Source organism: Klebsiella sp. Q2, assembly GCF_009900705.1.
In the GTDB taxonomy this organism is placed as follows: Bacteria; Pseudomonadota; Gammaproteobacteria; order Enterobacterales; family Enterobacteriaceae; genus Klebsiella; species Klebsiella quasipneumoniae.
The window spans coordinates 644605-661829 of sequence record NZ_JAAABE010000003.1 but is presented as its reverse complement, the minus strand read 5'-3'; the positions used below and the strand labels follow the sequence as shown (position 1 = coordinate 661829).

The 17225-nt window shown below is 58.0% G+C and carries 19 protein-coding genes and 1 pseudogene; 16 read left to right on the top strand and 4 right to left on the bottom strand.

What is annotated here, in order from left to right; genetic code table 11:
• The first annotated feature begins 5 nt into the window (after positions 1-5).
• Positions 6-552 (top strand): annotated as a pseudogene (locus tag GT756_RS14975) (rhodanese family protein).
• On the opposite strand, the gene lpxO reads toward GT756_RS14975, so the two are convergent.
• Positions 533-1435, bottom strand: a complete 903-nt coding sequence (gene lpxO / locus GT756_RS14970; protein ID WP_004205722.1) for a lipid A hydroxylase LpxO — start codon at positions 1433-1435, stop codon at positions 533-535. The pseudogene GT756_RS14975 and the gene lpxO sit on opposite strands and share 20 nt — an antisense overlap.
• Before the next feature lie 205 nt (positions 1436-1640).
• Here lpxO and GT756_RS14965 point away from each other — a divergent pair, with 205 nt between their 5' ends.
• On the top strand, positions 1641-1820 hold the full coding sequence (locus GT756_RS14965; RefSeq protein ID WP_004205721.1) for a hypothetical protein: 180 nt from the start codon (positions 1641-1643) through the stop codon (positions 1818-1820).
• A gap of 77 nt (positions 1821-1897) precedes the next feature.
• Here the strand turns inward: GT756_RS14965 and stpA are convergent, their stop codons facing one another.
• Complete coding sequence (gene stpA, locus GT756_RS14960) at positions 1898-2299, bottom strand: DNA-binding protein StpA (protein WP_023290746.1); 402 nt, start codon at positions 2297-2299, stop codon at positions 1898-1900.
• 728 nt (positions 2300-3027) lie between these two features.
• Here stpA and alaE point away from each other — a divergent pair.
• The gene (gene alaE, locus GT756_RS14955; RefSeq protein ID WP_004205719.1) at positions 3028-3477 is read left to right on the top strand and encodes an L-alanine exporter AlaE; all 450 of its coding nucleotides are present in this window, start codon (positions 3028-3030) and stop codon (positions 3475-3477) included.
• 78 nt (positions 3478-3555) lie between these two features.
• Here the strand turns inward: alaE and GT756_RS14950 are convergent, their stop codons facing one another.
• Positions 3556-3918, bottom strand: coding sequence for a DUF2002 family protein (locus GT756_RS14950; RefSeq protein ID WP_002914291.1), 363 nt, complete (start codon positions 3916-3918; stop codon positions 3556-3558).
• Between the two features lie 149 nt (positions 3919-4067).
• Here GT756_RS14950 and GT756_RS14945 point away from each other — a divergent pair, with 149 nt between their 5' ends.
• A complete protein-coding gene (locus GT756_RS14945; protein WP_080847587.1) occupies positions 4068-4415 on the top strand; it encodes a DUF883 family protein in 348 nt (115 codons plus the stop codon).
• Between the two features lie 119 nt (positions 4416-4534).
• Here GT756_RS14945 and GT756_RS14940 read toward each other — a convergent pair whose 3' ends face one another.
• Complete coding sequence (locus GT756_RS14940; protein WP_004205715.1) at positions 4535-5908, bottom strand: PLP-dependent aminotransferase family protein; 1374 nt, start codon at positions 5906-5908, stop codon at positions 4535-4537.
• 88 nt (positions 5909-5996) lie between these two features.
• Here GT756_RS14940 and GT756_RS14935 point away from each other — a divergent pair, with 88 nt between their 5' ends.
• The 12 genes from GT756_RS14935 to emrA all read left to right on the top strand — a co-directional run bounded on the left by GT756_RS14935 (position 5997) and on the right by emrA (position 17220).
• A complete protein-coding gene (locus tag GT756_RS14935; protein ID WP_004205714.1) occupies positions 5997-6428 on the top strand; it encodes a carboxymuconolactone decarboxylase family protein in 432 nt (143 codons plus the stop codon).
• Positions 6429-6611: 183 nt separating this feature from the next.
• Positions 6612-6857, top strand: a complete 246-nt coding sequence (gene nrdH, locus GT756_RS14930; protein WP_004205709.1) for a glutaredoxin-like protein NrdH — start codon at positions 6612-6614, stop codon at positions 6855-6857.
• A complete protein-coding gene (nrdI, locus tag GT756_RS14925; protein ID WP_004205706.1) occupies positions 6854-7264 on the top strand; it encodes a class Ib ribonucleoside-diphosphate reductase assembly flavoprotein NrdI in 411 nt (136 codons plus the stop codon). Before nrdH ends, nrdI begins: the two co-directional genes overlap by 4 nt.
• Positions 7237-9378 (top strand): class 1b ribonucleoside-diphosphate reductase subunit alpha, encoded by a 2142-nt coding sequence (gene nrdE, locus GT756_RS14920; RefSeq protein ID WP_080847586.1) that lies wholly within the window; start codon positions 7237-7239, stop codon positions 9376-9378. The genes nrdI and nrdE overlap by 28 nt, the downstream gene beginning before the upstream one ends.
• A gap of 10 nt (positions 9379-9388) precedes the next feature.
• A complete protein-coding gene (gene nrdF / locus GT756_RS14915) occupies positions 9389-10351 on the top strand; it encodes a class 1b ribonucleoside-diphosphate reductase subunit beta (protein WP_004205704.1) in 963 nt (320 codons plus the stop codon).
• 357 nt (positions 10352-10708) lie between these two features.
• Entirely contained in the window at positions 10709-11911 is a 1203-nt protein-coding gene (proV, locus tag GT756_RS14910) for a glycine betaine/L-proline ABC transporter ATP-binding protein ProV (RefSeq protein ID WP_080841364.1), read from the top strand.
• Entirely contained in the window at positions 11904-12971 is a 1068-nt protein-coding gene (proW, locus tag GT756_RS14905; RefSeq protein WP_004205702.1) for a glycine betaine/L-proline ABC transporter permease ProW, read from the top strand. Before proV ends, proW begins: the two co-directional genes overlap by 8 nt.
• Positions 12972-13049: 78 nt before the next feature.
• Complete coding sequence (gene proX / locus GT756_RS14900) at positions 13050-14048, top strand: glycine betaine/L-proline ABC transporter substrate-binding protein ProX (protein ID WP_017900617.1); 999 nt, start codon at positions 13050-13052, stop codon at positions 14046-14048.
• Between the two features lie 181 nt (positions 14049-14229).
• On the top strand, positions 14230-14976 hold the full coding sequence (locus GT756_RS14895) for an AzlC family ABC transporter permease (protein WP_017900616.1): 747 nt from the start codon (positions 14230-14232) through the stop codon (positions 14974-14976).
• Positions 14966-15301, top strand: a complete 336-nt coding sequence (ygaH, locus tag GT756_RS14890; RefSeq protein ID WP_004205699.1) for an L-valine transporter subunit YgaH — start codon at positions 14966-14968, stop codon at positions 15299-15301. Before GT756_RS14895 ends, ygaH begins: the two co-directional genes overlap by 11 nt.
• Positions 15302-15391: 90 nt before the next feature.
• Complete coding sequence (gene mprA / locus GT756_RS14885; RefSeq protein ID WP_002914337.1) at positions 15392-15922, top strand: transcriptional repressor MprA; 531 nt, start codon at positions 15392-15394, stop codon at positions 15920-15922.
• Positions 15923-16047: 125 nt separating this feature from the next.
• Positions 16048-17220 carry a multidrug efflux MFS transporter periplasmic adaptor subunit EmrA gene (gene emrA / locus GT756_RS14880; protein ID WP_160124867.1) on the top strand — a complete coding sequence of 391 codons (1173 nt, stop codon included), beginning with the start codon at positions 16048-16050 and terminating at the stop codon, positions 17218-17220.
• Positions 17221-17225: the final 5 nt, after the last annotated feature.

The window sequence follows — 17225 nt, the reverse complement described above, 5'->3', positions numbered from 1 at the left end:
AGCCTATGACCATCGCCACCTTAACCCCTGCCGAAGCCCGGGCGCAGATTGCCCAAGGCGCGAGACTGATAGATATCCGCGATGCGGATGAATACGCGCGCGAACATATTCCCGATGCCGAGCTGGTGCCGCTCGCCGCCCTGAACGGCGGCGCGACCCTAAACGCCCGGGCCGGCGAGCGCGTGATCTTTCATTGCCAGGCCGGCTCCCGGACGCAGAATAACGCCATTCGTCTGGCCGCCGCTGCCGCGCCGGCGCAGGTCAGCCTGCTGGCGGGTGGGATTCAGGCGTGGAAAGCAGCGGGGCTCCCGGTTGAGGAAGATAAATCGCAACCGCTGCCGCTGATGCGTCAGGTGCAAATTGCCGCTGGCGTTCTGATTTTACTGGGGGTGCTGCTGGGCTATACCGTGAACGGCGGCTTTTTCCTGCTCAGCGGCGCGGTCGGCGCCGGGCTCACTTTCGCCGGGGTGACCGGCTTTTGCGGCATGGCGCGCCTGCTGGCGATCATGCCGTGGAACCGGCGCCAGGGGAGTTAAAACGCACTCCAGATAAGCCAGGCAATGCCGCCGAAAAGCAGCCATTTGACGATGTAATAGACCGTCTTATTCCATTTTTTCAGCCGCTTGCCGACAATACGGATCTGGTAGATATAGCGAAATGCCCGGTTAATTCCGCCGGTGCGATCGCTGGCGTCGTTGGGCGCCGAGGCGGCGCTCATCAGATAGCGCCCCAGCCAGTGGTTGACCTTCTGCGCCCAGCGGTAGCGCATCGGCCGTTCAATATCGCAGAACAGAATCAGTCGATTCTCACCGCTGGTATTTTCTGCATAGTGGATATAGGTCTCGTCAAACAGCACGCCTTCCCCGTCGCGCCAGCTGTAGCGCTGACCATCCACCTCGATAAAGCAGCGGTCATCGTTCGGCGTCGCCAGGCCAAGATGAAAGCGCAGGGAACCGGCGTAGGGGTCGCGATGGCGCGGCAGACGGCTGCCGTCCGGCAGGGTGGCAAACATAGCCGCTTTTACCGACGGGATATCCCGCAGCAGCGCGGTAGTTTGCGGACAAAGCTGGCTGGCGGAAGGATGGGCATCCTCATACCATTTCAGATAAAAGCGTTTCCAGCCGGTTTTAAAAAATGAGTTAAATCCGGCGTCATTATATTTATCGGCCGCTTTAATCTGCTCCAGTTGCTGGAGGCGGATCCCTTCTTCGCGAATAACCAGCCAGTTCTGCTGCAATATCGCCAGCTCGGGAAACATCTCCGGGCGCAGATAAGGCGTATTCGGTACGCGGGAAAATAAATACATAAATCCATTCAGCGGCGCGGTAAATGTGGAATGGTCGGAGAGCTGTCGCCAGAAACGATAGCGCACCCGTCCGCGGTAATGGACATACAGTACAGCAATAACAATGATCAACAGAATGATATACTTCATGGTGTCTTTCCTGACCTGATTGGTGGTAACCCTACCCTCGCCGTCCCCCCTTCTCAGCAGCGGTATGGCGCCAGCAAAACATTAACAACTCTAATACATATACCTCCAAATTGTTTTAACAAAAAACAGCACACCCGGTGTTCAGTGAACGGGCGTTGAGCTATGGTTTAGGTTCATACGTAGTATTAACAGTGAGGAGTGAATGATGTTTTCTGTCGGCGATCTGGTGCAACCGCGTGCGGGCGGGCCAAAACTGAAAGTGATCGAAGTGCAGGGCGAGGATCTGGTGGTGGTTCAGGCCGCTCAGGAGCAGGGAGAACGCTATACGCTGAAGTCAGACGAGGTGACGCGATATCAGGAAGAGGGAGACTTCGGCGTCTGCTGAAGCTCCCTCGCTGCAGGTCATAAGGCCAGGCCGGGCGGTGGGTCTTCCCCGCCGTCGTGGCGCTGGCCGAATCGGTTTTAAATTAAAAAGCTGTCCAGCGATTTCCCCTCGGCGACCGCCTGGGCAATCGGCTTCGGCATTCTTCCCTGGCCGGTCCAGGTTTTCTCGGCGCCGGTATGATCGGTATAACGATATTTCGCCGGGCGCGGTTTCCGCTTTTTACCGCCCGCCATCGGCGGCTGAATATCGGCCACCAGCTCGTCAGGAGAAATACCGTCGGCGCGCATCAGCTCAAGCCAGGTATTCACTTTTTCCTGATATTCCGCTTGCTGCTGTGCCGCCAGCTGCTGTTGCGTACGTATTTCTTCAGTGACGATCCTGAGCTTTTCCAGCATCTCTTCAAGCACGTCAATGGAGAATTCACGGGACAGCGCGCGCAGTGAACGGATATTATTCAGTTTGTGTAACATTGAAGACATAAAATTAAAAAATTCCAAATAGCAAATTAAAAGACACAACGCGGCAAGTGTAATAGAAACGTTTATTTATTTCCAGCCTGCGGTTGTCCAGATAAATATATTATGCAGAGAGTAAATCTCTTCCGCCTGCCCTATATCGGAAAATCCCCGATTCTTTTTCGCCAGCGCGGGCCAACGAGACCATGAATAAATAAAAGCGGCGGATAGTGAGATAGGAAAATATATTCAGCAGGCGATATTACCTTTATGGTCAGCGGCTTATCCTCTTATCGTCGGCGGATGCGCTGGCCCTCTCAGCCCAACCTAATGAATAGTTACTCGGCCATTCAGAATAAAACGCCACTCGGCATTTTAGAATTTTCCACCACAAAAACCGGCATAATGGCATAAAAACATCTAAACGAGACACTCATCACAGGCTAACGCGATTTTGCGCCACGGCGAGTGCTCAGACGCCGAATCGTGGGTCAAACATCACGGCAAAAAACAACATAACCATATGAAATAAAACACATTTAACAAAATAAGCAATAAAAGTAGCGTAACGGGCAGAAAACCAACCGTCGCAGAGTATTTTATCGACAAAAAGGCAATAAATAAAAATTTATAGCTAGTTGCCACTTTTAATGCAGAGATATACTCTACGCACATCAAAACAGACAGCCCAAAAACGCTATACCAACGCGCATTTTTCGGCGTTCTTGACTTCATTTTCGAGGAGCACTCCGATGTTCTCTGCGCACTCCCGCTTGCGGCATGCGGTTGCAGACACCTTTGCGATGGTGGTTTACTGCACCGTCGTCAACATGATGATCGAAATTTTTCTCTCTGGTATGACGTTTGAGCAGTCGTTATCGTCGCGCCTGGTGGCGATCCCGGTCAACATTATTATTGCTGTTCCTTACGGGATTTATCGCGATTTCGCCATGCGTCAGGCCCGGCGCATCACTCCCGCCGGCTGGATGAAAAATATGGCCGACGTGCTGGCCTACGTGACCTTTCAGTCGCCGGTATATGTCGCCATTCTGTGGAGCGTGGGTGCGGACTGGCACCAGATTGTCGCTGCGGTGAGCTCGAACCTGGCGGTATCGATGATGATGGGCGCCGCTTACGGCTACTTCCTCGACTATTGCCGCCGCCTGTTCCGCGTGGCTCCCTACCAGCAGGCAAAAGCCTGACCGACCCGTTAACAGCGACTGGCTCTGCCAGTCGCTTCCTCCCGCCAGCCGACTTCGCCCGGGCCTTTATCCAGCGAATTAATTCGTCGACATGGCCGGCTGAGCTTCGCCAAATAGCCCATTCAGAAAACGCTCAAGCGCCATGCGTGAGCTAAATCCGTGCGGAATTCCATAATGCTGCTGCGCATCCCCGGCTAAATACAGCGGAAACTGTTCATAATGGTCGCAGGTTTTGATATCTGAAGCCGGTTCAGCCAGCATATTGCTGCGCTCTTTTAACGCCGGATGAATAACTAACGCTGTTCGCCCCATGCGCGCTTCGCGGTTCACATAAACATAATTATCGCCGCGGCGATAGCCGTACGCTTTTTGCGTCACAACATCCATGGTGAAGCCGGCTTTTTCAAGAACACGCGCCACCTCATCGGGTCTTAAATACATACTGATTCCTCGTTATCTTTTACCGCACATTGACCTTACCTTATTCATTAAGGGCAGTGCTTTCGGAATATTCCAGAAACCACAGCAGTAAGCATAATTCAAAATCTTGTCCTACACTTACTCACTCGATGGAATTAAGGGAGATAACGATGGCTAACCATGTGAACCGCAACAATTTTGACGAGAACGCCGAAGATATTCATAACGATGTCAGCCAATTAGCGGACACGCTGGAAGAGGTGCTGAAATCGTGGGGCAGTGACGCGAAAGAGGAAGCGGAAGCGGCGCGTGCCAAAGCGCAGTCGCTGTTAAAAGAGACCCGCGCCCGCATTAATGGCCACAACCGGGTGCAGCAGGCGGCGCTGGATGCGCGCCAGGCAGCATGTGATGCGCTGGGCTGCGCCGATACCTACGTGCGCAATAAACCGTGGCACAGCGTGGGCGCCGCCGCCGCCGTCGGGGTATTTATTGGCGTATTGCTCAATTTACGTCGATAATAGCTATAGCGTTTGCTGCCGCCGCGCGATCAGCGTGCGGAAGCCCGCCAGCTTCACGGAAAGCAATGAAGATAACAAATACGCGTCAGCCCCTGCGCGCCTCTGGCCGCAGGGGTTTTTTACGCACCATCGGGTGTGACGCCGACGCTGATCGCCTCCCCCAGCCGCCGGGCCAGCGCGCCAGCCATTGCCGGCGAGCGAATATTGGTAAAACTCATCAGTAATCCCCCCTCGCCGGTATGGCGCATCCGCCAGTCGCTCAACGCCTGTACCGCCAGCCCGGCCGCCACCGCCCGTTGGGCCAACAGGCGATCGTCGCCGCTAACCGGCATGACCAGCTGAATCCCCCCTTGCTGCGGCGTAACCTGAAAGCCCTGCGCCTGCAGAGCAGACTCCAGCCACTGCCTGCGCTGGCTGTAGCTGGCGCGCATTTTTTTCAGATGACGCCAGAAATGGCCCTGCTGGATAAAATCCGCCAGCGTCTGCTGCCACAGGGTGGGAACCGTACAGGGCTGGCGCTCCACGGTCTGCTGAAAGCGCGCCGCCAGCGCGCTCGGCACCACCAGCCAGGCGGTGCGCAGCGCCGGAAACATCGACTTGCTGAAGGTGCCCGCGTAGATGACCCGCTGGGGCGCATCAAGGCTTTTCAGCGGCGGCAGCGGTTTGCCGCGATAGCGAAACTCGCTATCGTAATCGTCCTCAATGATCCATGCGTCACGCTCCGCGGCCCATGCCAACAGCTGGCGACGCCGGGGCAGCGACAGCGCCACGCCCAGCGGACTCTGATGCGCCGGGGTGAGCAGGGCAAACCGCGCCTGCGGATGATGGCGCTGGCCCCAGGCGATATCCATCCCCTCGTCGTCCACCGGGATCGCATCCACCACCAGTTGCCCGGCCTCGACCACCGGGCGGATAAAGGGATATCCCGGATCTTCCATCCACATATGCTGCCCCGGCTGTGCCAGAGTACGCAGGATCAGGTTCATAGCGGTGGCATAGTTGCCGGCGATCAGCACCTGCTCCGGCTGACAGTCGATACTGCGCGACAGGCGCAGATAGTCGACGATCGCCTGACGCAGAAGCGGGTCGCCGCCGGGATCGCCGGGCGCCAGATCGAACCGCGACTGCGTGCGCAGCCGGCGCCCCATCACCCGCGCCCACAGCCCGCGCGGAAAGAGATCCAGCGCCGGGAGCCCCATCTGAAACGGCAACGGCTCCGCCGGCGCGGCAGGTTGCGCTGGCATTACCGGCGCCAGCTGGCGCGGACTGAGCCGTTCGCTGACAAAGGTTCCCGCCTGCCCGCGTCGCTCGAGCCAGCCCTGAGCGACCAGTTCGCCCCAGGCGTTTTCGATGGTTGCCCGGGAGACGCCCTGCTCCTGGGCAAACACCCGGCTGGCGGGCAGACGGCTGCCCGGAGCCAGTTCGCCCCGTTCAATGGCGGATTTCAGCTGGCGGGCAATACGCTGATAGAGAGGGAGGTGGCTGGCTTCCATTATGGTCTGCTTTTTTCATCACAATATGGCTATCTTTTGCAGTCCATTATAGTGCTATTTTGGCTGCCGTCTTAGAGAGGAGAACACCATGAGCCAATTACGTCAGCCATTCAGTGAACTAAGCCCGGAAGTCTATAAAGGGCTGGTGCAGGCCAGCCTCGCGCTGGAGAAAAGCGAACTGGGCAGCGCCCTGGTGGAGCTGGTCTATTTACGCGTGTCGCAGATCAACGGCTGCGCCTTCTGCCTTGAGAAGCACAGCCAGGCGCTGCGCAAGGGCGGCATGGCGCAGAGCAAACTGGATGCCCTGGCCGGCTGGCGGGTGAGCGACCATTTTACCCCTGCCGAACGCGCGGCACTGGCGTGGGCCGAGTCGGTCACCGACATCGCCGCCAGCCATGCGGAAGATGAGGTTTACCTGCCGCTGCGCGAACATTTTACCCCGCGTCAGATAAGCGATCTCACCTTCGCTATCAGCCTGATGAACGCCTTTAACCGCCTCGCCGTCGCCATGCGTCTGTAGTTTCGCGCAACCTTCCCCCTCCTCCGCCTGGCCATCCCGGAGGGGGAATTCTTTGCTAAAAACGCTATATATTGAGTGGTTGAAGTTTTAAATAACTACATCTAGTATTTCCTTATTGAATGGCCCACAACGTTCGACGCTACGTTTAGCGCCGTGCTGTTATCTTAAATGGAAATACGAATCATGCGCATTATTATTTACACTCGAAATGACTGCGTGCAGTGCCATGCCACCCGGCGAGCCATGGAGAGCCGGGGACTGGCCTTTGAAATGGTCAACGTCGACCAACAGCCGGATGCCGCCGACATCCTGCGCGAGCAGGGATTTCGCCAGCTGCCGGTGGTGATCGCCGGCGACCTGCGCTGGAGCGGCTTCCGCCCGGATATGATCAATCGCCTGCGTCCCTCCGTCGCGGCGGCCAGCGCATGAGCCTCATCGTCTACTTCTCCAGCCGTTCGGAGAACACCCATCGCTTTGTGCAGCGCCTGGGGCTGCCGGCGGTGCGCATCCCTCTGAACGAGCGTGAACATCTGCAGGTAGACGAGCCCTACATTCTCATCGTTCCCAGCTATGGCGGCGGCGGCACCGCCGGCGCCGTGCCGCGTCAGGCGATCCGCTTTTTAAACGACGTACATAACCGTCGACTGATCCGCGGGGTGATTGCCGCCGGCAATCGCAACTTTGGCGACGCCTGGGGGCGCGCCGGGGATGTCATCGCGCAGAAGTGCGCCGTGCCCTATCTCTACCGCTTCGAGCTGATGGGAACCCCCGACGATATCGATAACGTACGCAAAGGAGTCAGCGAATTTTGGCAACGACAACCGCAGAACGTATAACCGCCGCCGTGGATTTTCACGCCCTCAATGCAATGCTGAACTTATACGACAGCGAGGGTCGCATCCCGTTTGAGAAAGATCGCCAGGCGGTTGAGGCCTTTATGGCGACCCAGGTTCAGCCCAACACCCTCGCCTTTGCCAGCCAGGAGGATAAACTCAGCTGGCTCGTCCGCGAGGGCTATTACGATCCGCAGGTGCTGGCCGGCTATGACCGCGGGTTTGTGTTGGCGTTGTTCGACCATGCCCGGCGCGCCGCGTTTCGCTTCCAGACCTTCCTCGGGGCCTGGAAGTTCTACACCAGCTACGCGCTGAAGAGCTTTGATGGCAAACATTACCTCGAGGATTTCGCCGAACGCAGCGTAATGGTGGCCCTGACGCTGGCCCGGGGCGATGAACAGCAGGCGCGGCAGCTGACGGAGGAGATACTCAGCGGCCGCTTCCAGCCGGCTACCCCCACCTTCCTCAACGCCGGCAAACAGCAGCGCGGAGAGCTGATCTCCTGCTTCCTGCTGCGCATTGAGGATAATATGGAGTCCATCGGCCGGGCGGTGAACTCGGCGCTGCAGCTGTCGAAGCGCGGCGGCGGCGTGGCCTTTTTACTCTCTAACCTGCGCGAGGCCGGGGCGCCGATCAAGCGCATCGAAAACCAGTCCTCCGGCGTGGTGCCGGTGATGAAGATGCTGGAGGATGCCTTCTCCTATGCCAACCAGCTCGGTGCCCGCCAGGGGGCGGGGGCGGTCTGGCTGCACGCGCACCATCCGGATATTTTGCGCTTCCTTGATACCCGGCGTGAAAATGCCGATGAGAAAATCCGCATCAAAACCTTGTCGCTGGGGGTGGTGATCCCTGATATCACTTTCCAGCTGGCGAAAGAAGACGCGCAGATGGCGCTGTTCTCGCCGTATGATGTCGAACGGCTGTACGGCAAACCCTTCGCCGACTGCGCCATCGGCGACCTCTATCCGCAGCTGGTGGCCGACGAGCGGGTGGGCAAACGCTGGATCCGCGCCCGCGACCTGTTCCAGCGCCTGGCGGAGATCCAGTTTGAATCCGGCTACCCGTACATCATGTTTGAAGACACCGTGAACCGCGCCAGTCCAGTGGCCGGGCGGGTCACCATGAGCAATCTGTGTTCCGAGATCCTGCAGGTCAGTACGCCGTCCGCCTATAATGAAGACCTCAGCTATGCCCATATCGGGGAAGATATCTCCTGCAACCTCGGCTCGCTGAATATCGCCCATACCATGGACTCACCGGATTTCGGCCGCACAATCGCCACCGCGGTGCGCGCCCTGACCGCCGTGTCCGACATGAGCCACATTCAGTCGGTCCCTTCCGTGGCGGCCGGCAACGCGGCCTCCCACGCCATCGGCCTGGGGCAGATGAATCTGCACGGTTACCTGGCGCGGGAAGGCATTGCCTACGGCAGCCCGGAGGGGCTGGACTTCACCAATATCTACTTTTACACCGTGACCTGGCACGCGCTGCACACCTCGATGCTGTTGGCTCGCGAGCGCGGTCAGCGCTTCGCCGGCTTCGAGCAGTCGCGCTACGCCAGCGGGGAGTACTTCGACAAATATCTGCATGAGGAGTGGCAGCCGAAAACCGCACGGGTCCGCGCGCTGTTCGCCCGCGCCGGCATCTCCCTGCCCGACCGGGAAAGCTGGCGCCAGCTGCGCGACGACGTCATGCGCTATGGCATTTACAACCGCTATCTGCAGGCGGTGCCGCCCACCGGCTCGATCTCGTACATCAACCATGCCACCTCCAGCATTCACCCGATCGTCTCGAAGATTGAGATCCGCAAAGAGGGGAAAACCGGACGGGTGTACTACCCCGCGCCGTTTATGAATAACGACAATCTGACCCTCTATCAGGATGCCTACGAGATAGGGCCCCAGAAAATCATCGACACCTACGCCGAGGCGACGCGCCACGTCGATCAGGGGCTGTCGCTGACCCTGTTCTTCCCCGATACCGCCACCACCCGCGATATCAACAAGGCGCAGATCTACGCCTGGAAGAAAGGCATTAAGACGCTCTACTACATCCGACTGCGCCAGCTGGCGCTGGAAGGCACTGAAATTGAAGGCTGCGTGTCCTGCGCGCTGTAAGGAGATCAGGATGACTCATTTAACGCGCGTCAGCGCGATCAACTGGAACCGCATCGATGACGATAAAGATCTGGAGGTGTGGAACCGTCTCACCAGCAACTTCTGGCTGCCGGAGAAAGTGCCGCTGTCGAACGACATTCCCGCCTGGCAAACCCTCAGCGCGGCGGAGCAGCAGTTGACCATTCGCGTTTTTACCGGGCTGACCCTGCTCGACACCATTCAGAACACCATCGGCGCGCCGGCGCTGATGGCGGACGCCCTGACCCCGCATGAGGAGGCGGTGCTGTCGAACATCAGCTTTATGGAAGCGGTTCATGCTCGCTCTTACAGCTCCATCTTTTCCACGCTGTGCCACAGCAAGGAGGTGGATGCCGCCTTCGCCTGGAGCGAAAGCTGTGAGCCCCTGCAGCGCAAGGCGCAGCTGATGCTGGGCTACTATCAGGCCGACGAGCCGCTGAAGAAAAAAATCGCCAGCGTGTTCCTCGAATCCTTTCTCTTCTACTCCGGCTTCTGGCTGCCGATGTACTTCTCCAGCCGGGGAAAACTGACCAACACCGCGGATCTGATCCGCCTGATCATTCGCGATGAAGCGGTGCATGGCTATTACATCGGCTACAAATATCAGAAAGGACTGGAGATCGTCAGCCCCGGCAAGCGCGAAGAATTGAAAAATTTCGCCCTCGATCTGCTGATGGATCTTTACGACAACGAGCTGGCCTACAGCCGGGAACTGTACGGCGAGAGCGGCTGGTTCGACGACGTTAGCGCTTTCCTGTGCTACAACGCCAACAAAGCGCTGATGAACCTCGGCTACGAGGCGCTGTTCCCGGCGGAGATGGCGGCGGTTAATCCAGCGATCCTCGCGGCGCTGTCGCCCAACGCCGATGAAAACCACGACTTTTTCTCCGGTTCTGGCTCCTCCTACGTGATAGGAAAAATGGAAGAGACCGCCGACGACGACTGGGACTTTTAACCGTACTTTCACCAGGAATATCGCGACCGAATTCCTGGTGATCTATTTCGCAGAAAAGTGGGTTCATCTGTCAAATATTCTCTCCATGGCCTAACCGTCATCATCCCGTCATATTTAGCAGAAAACTGGTCTATTTCAGTCGAATTATCCAGAGATAATCAAAAAATATTACCCACAACAAATTACCGCTCAGCCCTTATATCACGGGGGCTGCGCCGCCATGTCCCTCACTCCATTTTGCCGAGAGTTTGTCATTAAGGGTTGTCACAGAATCTGAGTATGTTAGGGTGTAAAAAGATCATAATCACCATTGGGTACCGTATCGCAATAAACAAATAACAGGAACTTCTCTATTGCATGGCAATTAAATTAGAAATTAAAAATCTTTATAAGATATTTGGCGAGCACCCTCACCGTGCTTTCAAATATATTGAGAAAGGACTCAACAAAGCGCAAATACTGGAAAAAACGGGGCTGTCGCTTGGCGTCAAAAACGCCAGTCTGGCCATTGAAGAAGGCGAGATATTCGTCATCATGGGGCTCTCCGGTTCGGGGAAATCCACCATGGTTCGCCTTCTCAATCGCCTGATTGAACCCACCCGCGGCCAGGTGCTGATTGACGGGGTCGATATCGCGAAAATGTCGGACGCCGAGCTGCGCGAGGTGCGTCGTAAAAAAATTGCGATGGTTTTTCAATCCTTTGCACTGATGCCGCACATGAGCGTGCTCGACAACACGGCGTTTGGCATGGCGCTTGCCGGCGTCCCGGCCGCTGAGCGAGAGCAAAAAGCGCGGGAAGCGCTGCGGCAGGTGGGGCTGGAGAATTACGCCCACGCCTGGCCGGATGAACTCTCTGGCGGGATGCGTCAGCGCGTCGGTTTAGCCCGCGCTCTGGCGATTAATCCCGAAATTCTGTTAATGGATGAAGCCTTCTCCGCGCTCGATCCGCTCATTCGCACCGAAATGCAGGATGAGCTGATCAAATTACAGGCTAAGCATCAGCGTACCATTGTCTTTATTTCCCATGACCTTGATGAAGCCATGCGAATTGGCGATCGTATCGCCATTATGCAAAATGGCGAAGTGGTCCAAGTCGGTACTCCGGATGAAATATTGAATAATCCGGCCAATGATTATGTCCGCACCTTCTTCCGCGGCGTCGATATTAGCCAGGTCTTCAGCGCCAAAGATATTGCCCGTCGTAGTCCGGTCGGCCTGATTCGTAAAACACCAGGTTTTGGCCCCCGCTCAGCGCTGAAATTATTACAGGATGAAGACCGGGAATATGGCTATGTCATCGAGCGTGGTAATCGCTTTGTCGGGATTGTGTCGATCGATTCTCTGAAAACCGCGCTCAGCGCCGGCCAGGGGATCGAGGCGGCGCTGATTGACGCCCCGCTGGCGGTGGAGGCGCAAACGCCGCTCAGCGATCTGCTCTCCCACGTCGGCCACGCCCCGTGCGCCGTCCCGGTGGTGGATGAAGAACAACAATATATTGGCATCATTTCCAAACGAATGTTGCTCCAGGCTTTAGATCGCGAGGGGGTGAATCATGGCTGATCAAACCAATCCGTGGGACAGCGCCCCGGCAACCGACAACGCCGCCCAGGCTGCAGACGCCTGGGGTGGCGCTTCTACTGCCGCGCCGACCAATGGCGGCGGCGCCGACTGGCTGCACAGCGCCCCGGCGCCGCAGCCGGAACAGTTCAATATCATGGATCCGTTCCATAAGACCCTGATCCCGCTCGACAGCTGGGTGACCCACGCCATCGACTGGATCGTGCTGCACTTCCGTCCGCTGTTCCAGGGGATCCGCGTGCCGATCGACTACATTCTCAGCGCCTTTCAGCAGCTGCTGTTGGGAATGCCGGCGCCAGTGGCGATTATCGTCTTCGCGCTGATCGCCTGGCAGATCTCCAGCCTCGGCATGGGGGTCGCCACCCTGGTATCGCTGATTGCCATTGGCGCCATCGGCGCGTGGTCGCAGGCGATGGTCACCCTGGCGCTGGTCCTCACCGCCCTGCTGTTCTGCATGATCATCGGCCTGCCGCTGGGGATCTGGCTGGCGCGCAGTCCGCGGGCGGCGAAAATTATCCGCCCACTGCTGGATGCCATGCAGACCACGCCGGCCTTCGTCTACCTGGTGCCGATCGTAATGCTGTTCGGCATCGGCAACGTGCCCGGCGTGGTGGTGACGATTATCTTCGCCCTGCCGCCCATCGTCCGTCTGACCATCCTCGGGATAAACCAGGTGCCTGCGGATCTGATCGAAGCGTCGCGCTCATTTGGCGCCAGCCCGCGACAGCTGCTGTTTAAAGTTCAGCTGCCGCTGGCGATGCCCACCATTATGGCCGGGGTTAACCAGACGCTGATGCTGGCCCTGTCGATGGTGGTGATCGCCTCGATGATCGCCGTCGGCGGTCTTGGCCAGATGGTGCTGCGCGGCATTGGTCGCCTGGATATGGGCCTGGCCACCGTCGGCGGCGTGGGGATCGTGATCCTGGCGATTATTCTTGACCGCCTTACCCAGGCCGTCGGCCGCGACGCCCGCAGTCGCGGCAACCGCCGCTGGTACACCACCGGCCCGCTGGGGCTTCTCACTCGCCCTTTCTGTCGATAAGTCGATAACAGCGCCGCTCCCCGGCACCAGCCGATGCCGGGGGGCCGCCCTTCCCGTTAAACAATAAGAGGAACCACCATGCGACATAGCACGATGATGGCCACCGCCGCCTTTGCCACCCTGATCGCCACCAGCGCCTTCGCCGCCGACCTGCCGGGCAAAGGCATTACCGTCAAGCCGGCCCAGAGCACCATCTCCGAAGAGAGCTTCCAGACCCTGCTGGTCAGCCGCGCGCTGGAGAAGCTTGGCTACACCGTCGAGAAACCGAGCGAAGTGGACTATAACGTTGCCTATACCTCGATTGCCGCTGGGGATACCACCTTCATCGCCACCAACTGGCAGCCGCTGCACGATGACATGTACGCCGCGGCGGGCGGTGATAACAAATTTTACCGCAAGGGGGTATACGTCTCAGGTGCCGCCCAGGGCTATCTGATCGACAAAAAAACCGCCGAGCAGTACCACATCACCTCCATCGATCAGCTCAAAGATCCGCAGATCGCCAAACTGTTTGATACCAACAACGACGGCAAAGCGGACCTCACCGGCTGCACCCCTGGCTGGGGCTGCGAAGCGGTGATTAACCACCAGATTGACGCCTATGGCCTGAGCAAAACCGTCACCCATAACCAGGGCAACTACGCGGCGATGATGGCCGACACCATCGCCCGTTATAAAGAGGGTAAACCGGTGCTCTACTACACCTGGACGCCGTACTGGGTTAGCGACGTGCTGAAGCCTGGCAAAGACGTCGTCTGGCTGCAGGTGCCGTTCTCCTCCCTGCCGGGCGAGCAGAAAAACATCGATACCAAACTGGCCAATGGCGCCAACTATGGATTCCCGGTCAACACCATGCACATTGTCGCCAACAAAGCCTGGGCGGAGAAAAACCCGGCCGCCGCCACTCTGTTTAGCGTCATGAAGCTGCCGATCGCCGACATCAATGCCGAGAATGCGATGATGCACGACGGCCATGCTTCTGAAGCCGACATTAACGGTCATGTTGATGGCTGGATCAAGGCCCACCAGCCGCTGTTCGACAGCTGGGTGAAAGCCGCCCTCGCCGCGCAGCAGTAACCCGCTCCCGGATAAGGCCCGACGCCTTATCCGGGCCCCCTTCCCCGCCTTTCATCCCGTCTGGGTCAGGGAAAAGCGGATTGCGGGCATTTTCATAGTGTTAAGGCGCGTCGCGCTCTGTTAAGGTGGGGACATCGGTCAATTTGCCACCTTCACATGGATCCAGCGATAAGTTATTCATATGGAAAACCCCGCGCCCTTAACCTGTGCCTTATCTGAACGTGTCGCCACCGTCGGCGAAGGCATTAAAGACAGTCTCCCCATCGTCATCAGCTACCTTCCGGTGGCATTCGCCTTCGGACTCAATGCCACCCGGCTGGGTTTCACCCCGCTGGAAAGCCTGTTTTTCTCCTGCATCATTTACGCCGGCGCCAGCCAGTTTGTGATCACCGCCATGCTGGCCGCCGGCAGTTCGCTGTGGGTCGCCGCCCTGACGGTGATGGCGATGGACGTACGCCACGTGCTGTATGGACCCTCGCTGCGCAGCCGCATTCATACCGCGCTGAACAAAAAGAAAACCGCCCTCTGGGCCTTCGGCCTGACCGATGAGGTTTTCGCCGCCGCCACCGCCAGGCTGGTTCGCGACCACCGCCGCTGGAGCGAAAACTGGATGCTCGGTCTCGCGTTCACCTCGTGGGCATCCTGGGTGTGCGGCACGCTGGCCGGCGCCTGGTCCGGCAACGGTTTGCTGGTGGACTATCCGGCGGTGGAAGCCGCGCTCGGCTTTATGCTGCCGGCGCTGTTTATGAGCTTCCTGCTGGCCTCTTTCCAGCGCCAGCAATCCCTGTGCGTCACCGCGGCGCTGGCGGGCGCCCTGGGTGGCATTCTGTTATTTTCCATTCCGGCGGCGATCCTTGCCGGGATTGTTTGCGGGTGTCTGACGGCGCTGGTCCAGGCCATGCTGAAGGGGATGCCGGATGAACAGTGAGGTCCTTCTGCTCGGGGTGATTGTCGGCGGCGTGAACTATCTGTTTCGCTATCTTCCCCTGCGTCTGCGCGCGGGCCATGCCCGGCCTGCCCGCCGTGGCCCGGTCAGCGTGCTGCTGGATACCATCGGCATCGCCTCGATTTGCGCGCTGCTGGTGGTCTCCAGCGTGCCGGAGATCCTCGCCGATGCCCATCGTCTGGCGCCGACGCTGATCGGCTTCCTGGTGCTGGGGGGCGCCTTCTGGAAAACCCGCAGCATTATTATCCCGACCCTCCTGTCGGCGTTGGCCTACGGTCTGGCCTGGAAAATCGCCAGCGGGCTCTAAGCTTTACGTATCAATTTTGGTCAATAATTCATTTGATTTATTTGTCACAATAGTTATTATATCGGCTGTAATTAATGAGGTCATACCCAAATGGATAGTTCGTTTACTCCCATTGAGCAAATGCTCAAGTTCCGCGCCAGCCGCCATGAAGATTTCCCGTTCCAGGAGATTCTGTTAACTCGTCTTTGCATGCATATGCAAGGTAAGCTGCTGGAAAATCGCAATAAAATGCTCAAAGCGCAGGGAATTAACGAGACATTATTTATGGCGCTGATTACGCTGGAGTCGCAGGAAAACCACAGCATTCAGCCGTCCGAGCTGAGCTGTGCGCTGGGCTCGTCGCGTACCAACGCCACCCGTATCGCTGATGAACTGGAAAAACGCGGCTGGATTGAACGCCGCGAGAGCGATAACGATCGTCGCTGTCTGCATCTGCAGCTGACCGAAAAGGGCCATCAGTTTTTGCGTGAAGTCCTGCCGCCTCAGCATAACTGCCTGCATCAGCTGTGGTCTTCACTCAGCACCAGCGAAAAAGATCAGCTCGAACATATTACCCGCAAACTCCTGAGCCGCCTTGACCAGATGGAAGAAGAAGGCGTGCTGGCGGACTCTCTACGCTAAGGGCGGCGTCGCTCAGCCCATTTTTACGTTGCAAGGAAAACAGCCAGGCCAGCAGATCTCTGCTGGCCTTTCTGATAAACAGGTCGGCTCAGCCGATGTGAAATAATAAGATCGTGGAGAATAACATGAGCGCAAATGCGGAGAGCCAAACCCCGCAGCAACCAGGCAGCAAAAAAGGGAAGCGTAAAGGCGCCCTTCTGTTGCTGACATTGCTCTTCATTATTATTGCCGTGGCATATGGGATTTACTGGTTTCTGGTACTGCGTCACTACGAAGAGACCGACGATGCCTACGTGGCAGGGAACCAGGTACAAATTATGGCCCAGGTCTCGGGCAGCGTGACCAAAGTCTGGGCTGACAACACGGACTACGTGCAGAAAGGCGATCCGCTGGTCACCCTCGATCAGACCGATGCCCAACAGGCGTTTGAGAAAGCCAAGACGCAGCTGGCCGCCAGCGTGCGTCAAACCCGTCAGCAGATGATCAACAGCAAGCAGCTGCAGGCGAATATTGACGTCAAAAAGACCGCCCTCGCCCAGGCGCAGGCTGACCTGAACCGCCGTATCCCGCTGGGCGCGGCGAACCTCATCGGCCGCGAAGAGCTGCAGCACGCCCGCGACACCGTCGCCAGCACGCAGGCCGAGCTTGACGTGGCCATCCAGCAGTACAACGCCAACCAGGCGATCGTGCTGGGTACCAAACTCGAACAGCAGCCGGCGGTGCTGCAGGCGGCGACCGAAGTGCGTAACGCCTGGCTGGCCCTGCAGCGTACGCAGATCGTCAGCCCGATTAGCGGCTACGTTTCCCGTCGCTCGGTACAGCCTGGCGCGCAGATCGGCACCACCACGCCGCTGATGGCGGTGGTTCCGGCAACTAACCTGTGGATCGACGCTAACTTTAAAGAGACCCAGCTGGCGCATATGCGCATTGGCCAGCCGGCCACGGTGATCAGCGACATCTATGGCGATGACGTGAAATACACCGGCAAGGTGGTTGGTCTGGATATGGGGACCGGGAGCGCCTTCTCCCTGCTGCCGGCGCAGAACGCCACCGGTAACTGGATCAAAGTGGTACAGCGTCTGCCGGTCCGCATCGAACTGGATGAAAAACAGCTGGCGGAACACCCGCTGCGCATCGGCCTCTCGACGTTGGTAGAAGTTAACACCACCGATCGCGATGGCGAAATGCTGGCAAGCCAGGTGCGGAGCTCCCCGGTCTACGAGAGCAACGCCCGCGAAATCGCTCTCGATCCGGTCAATAAGCTGATAGACGAGATCATTCAGGCCAACGCCGGATAATTCGG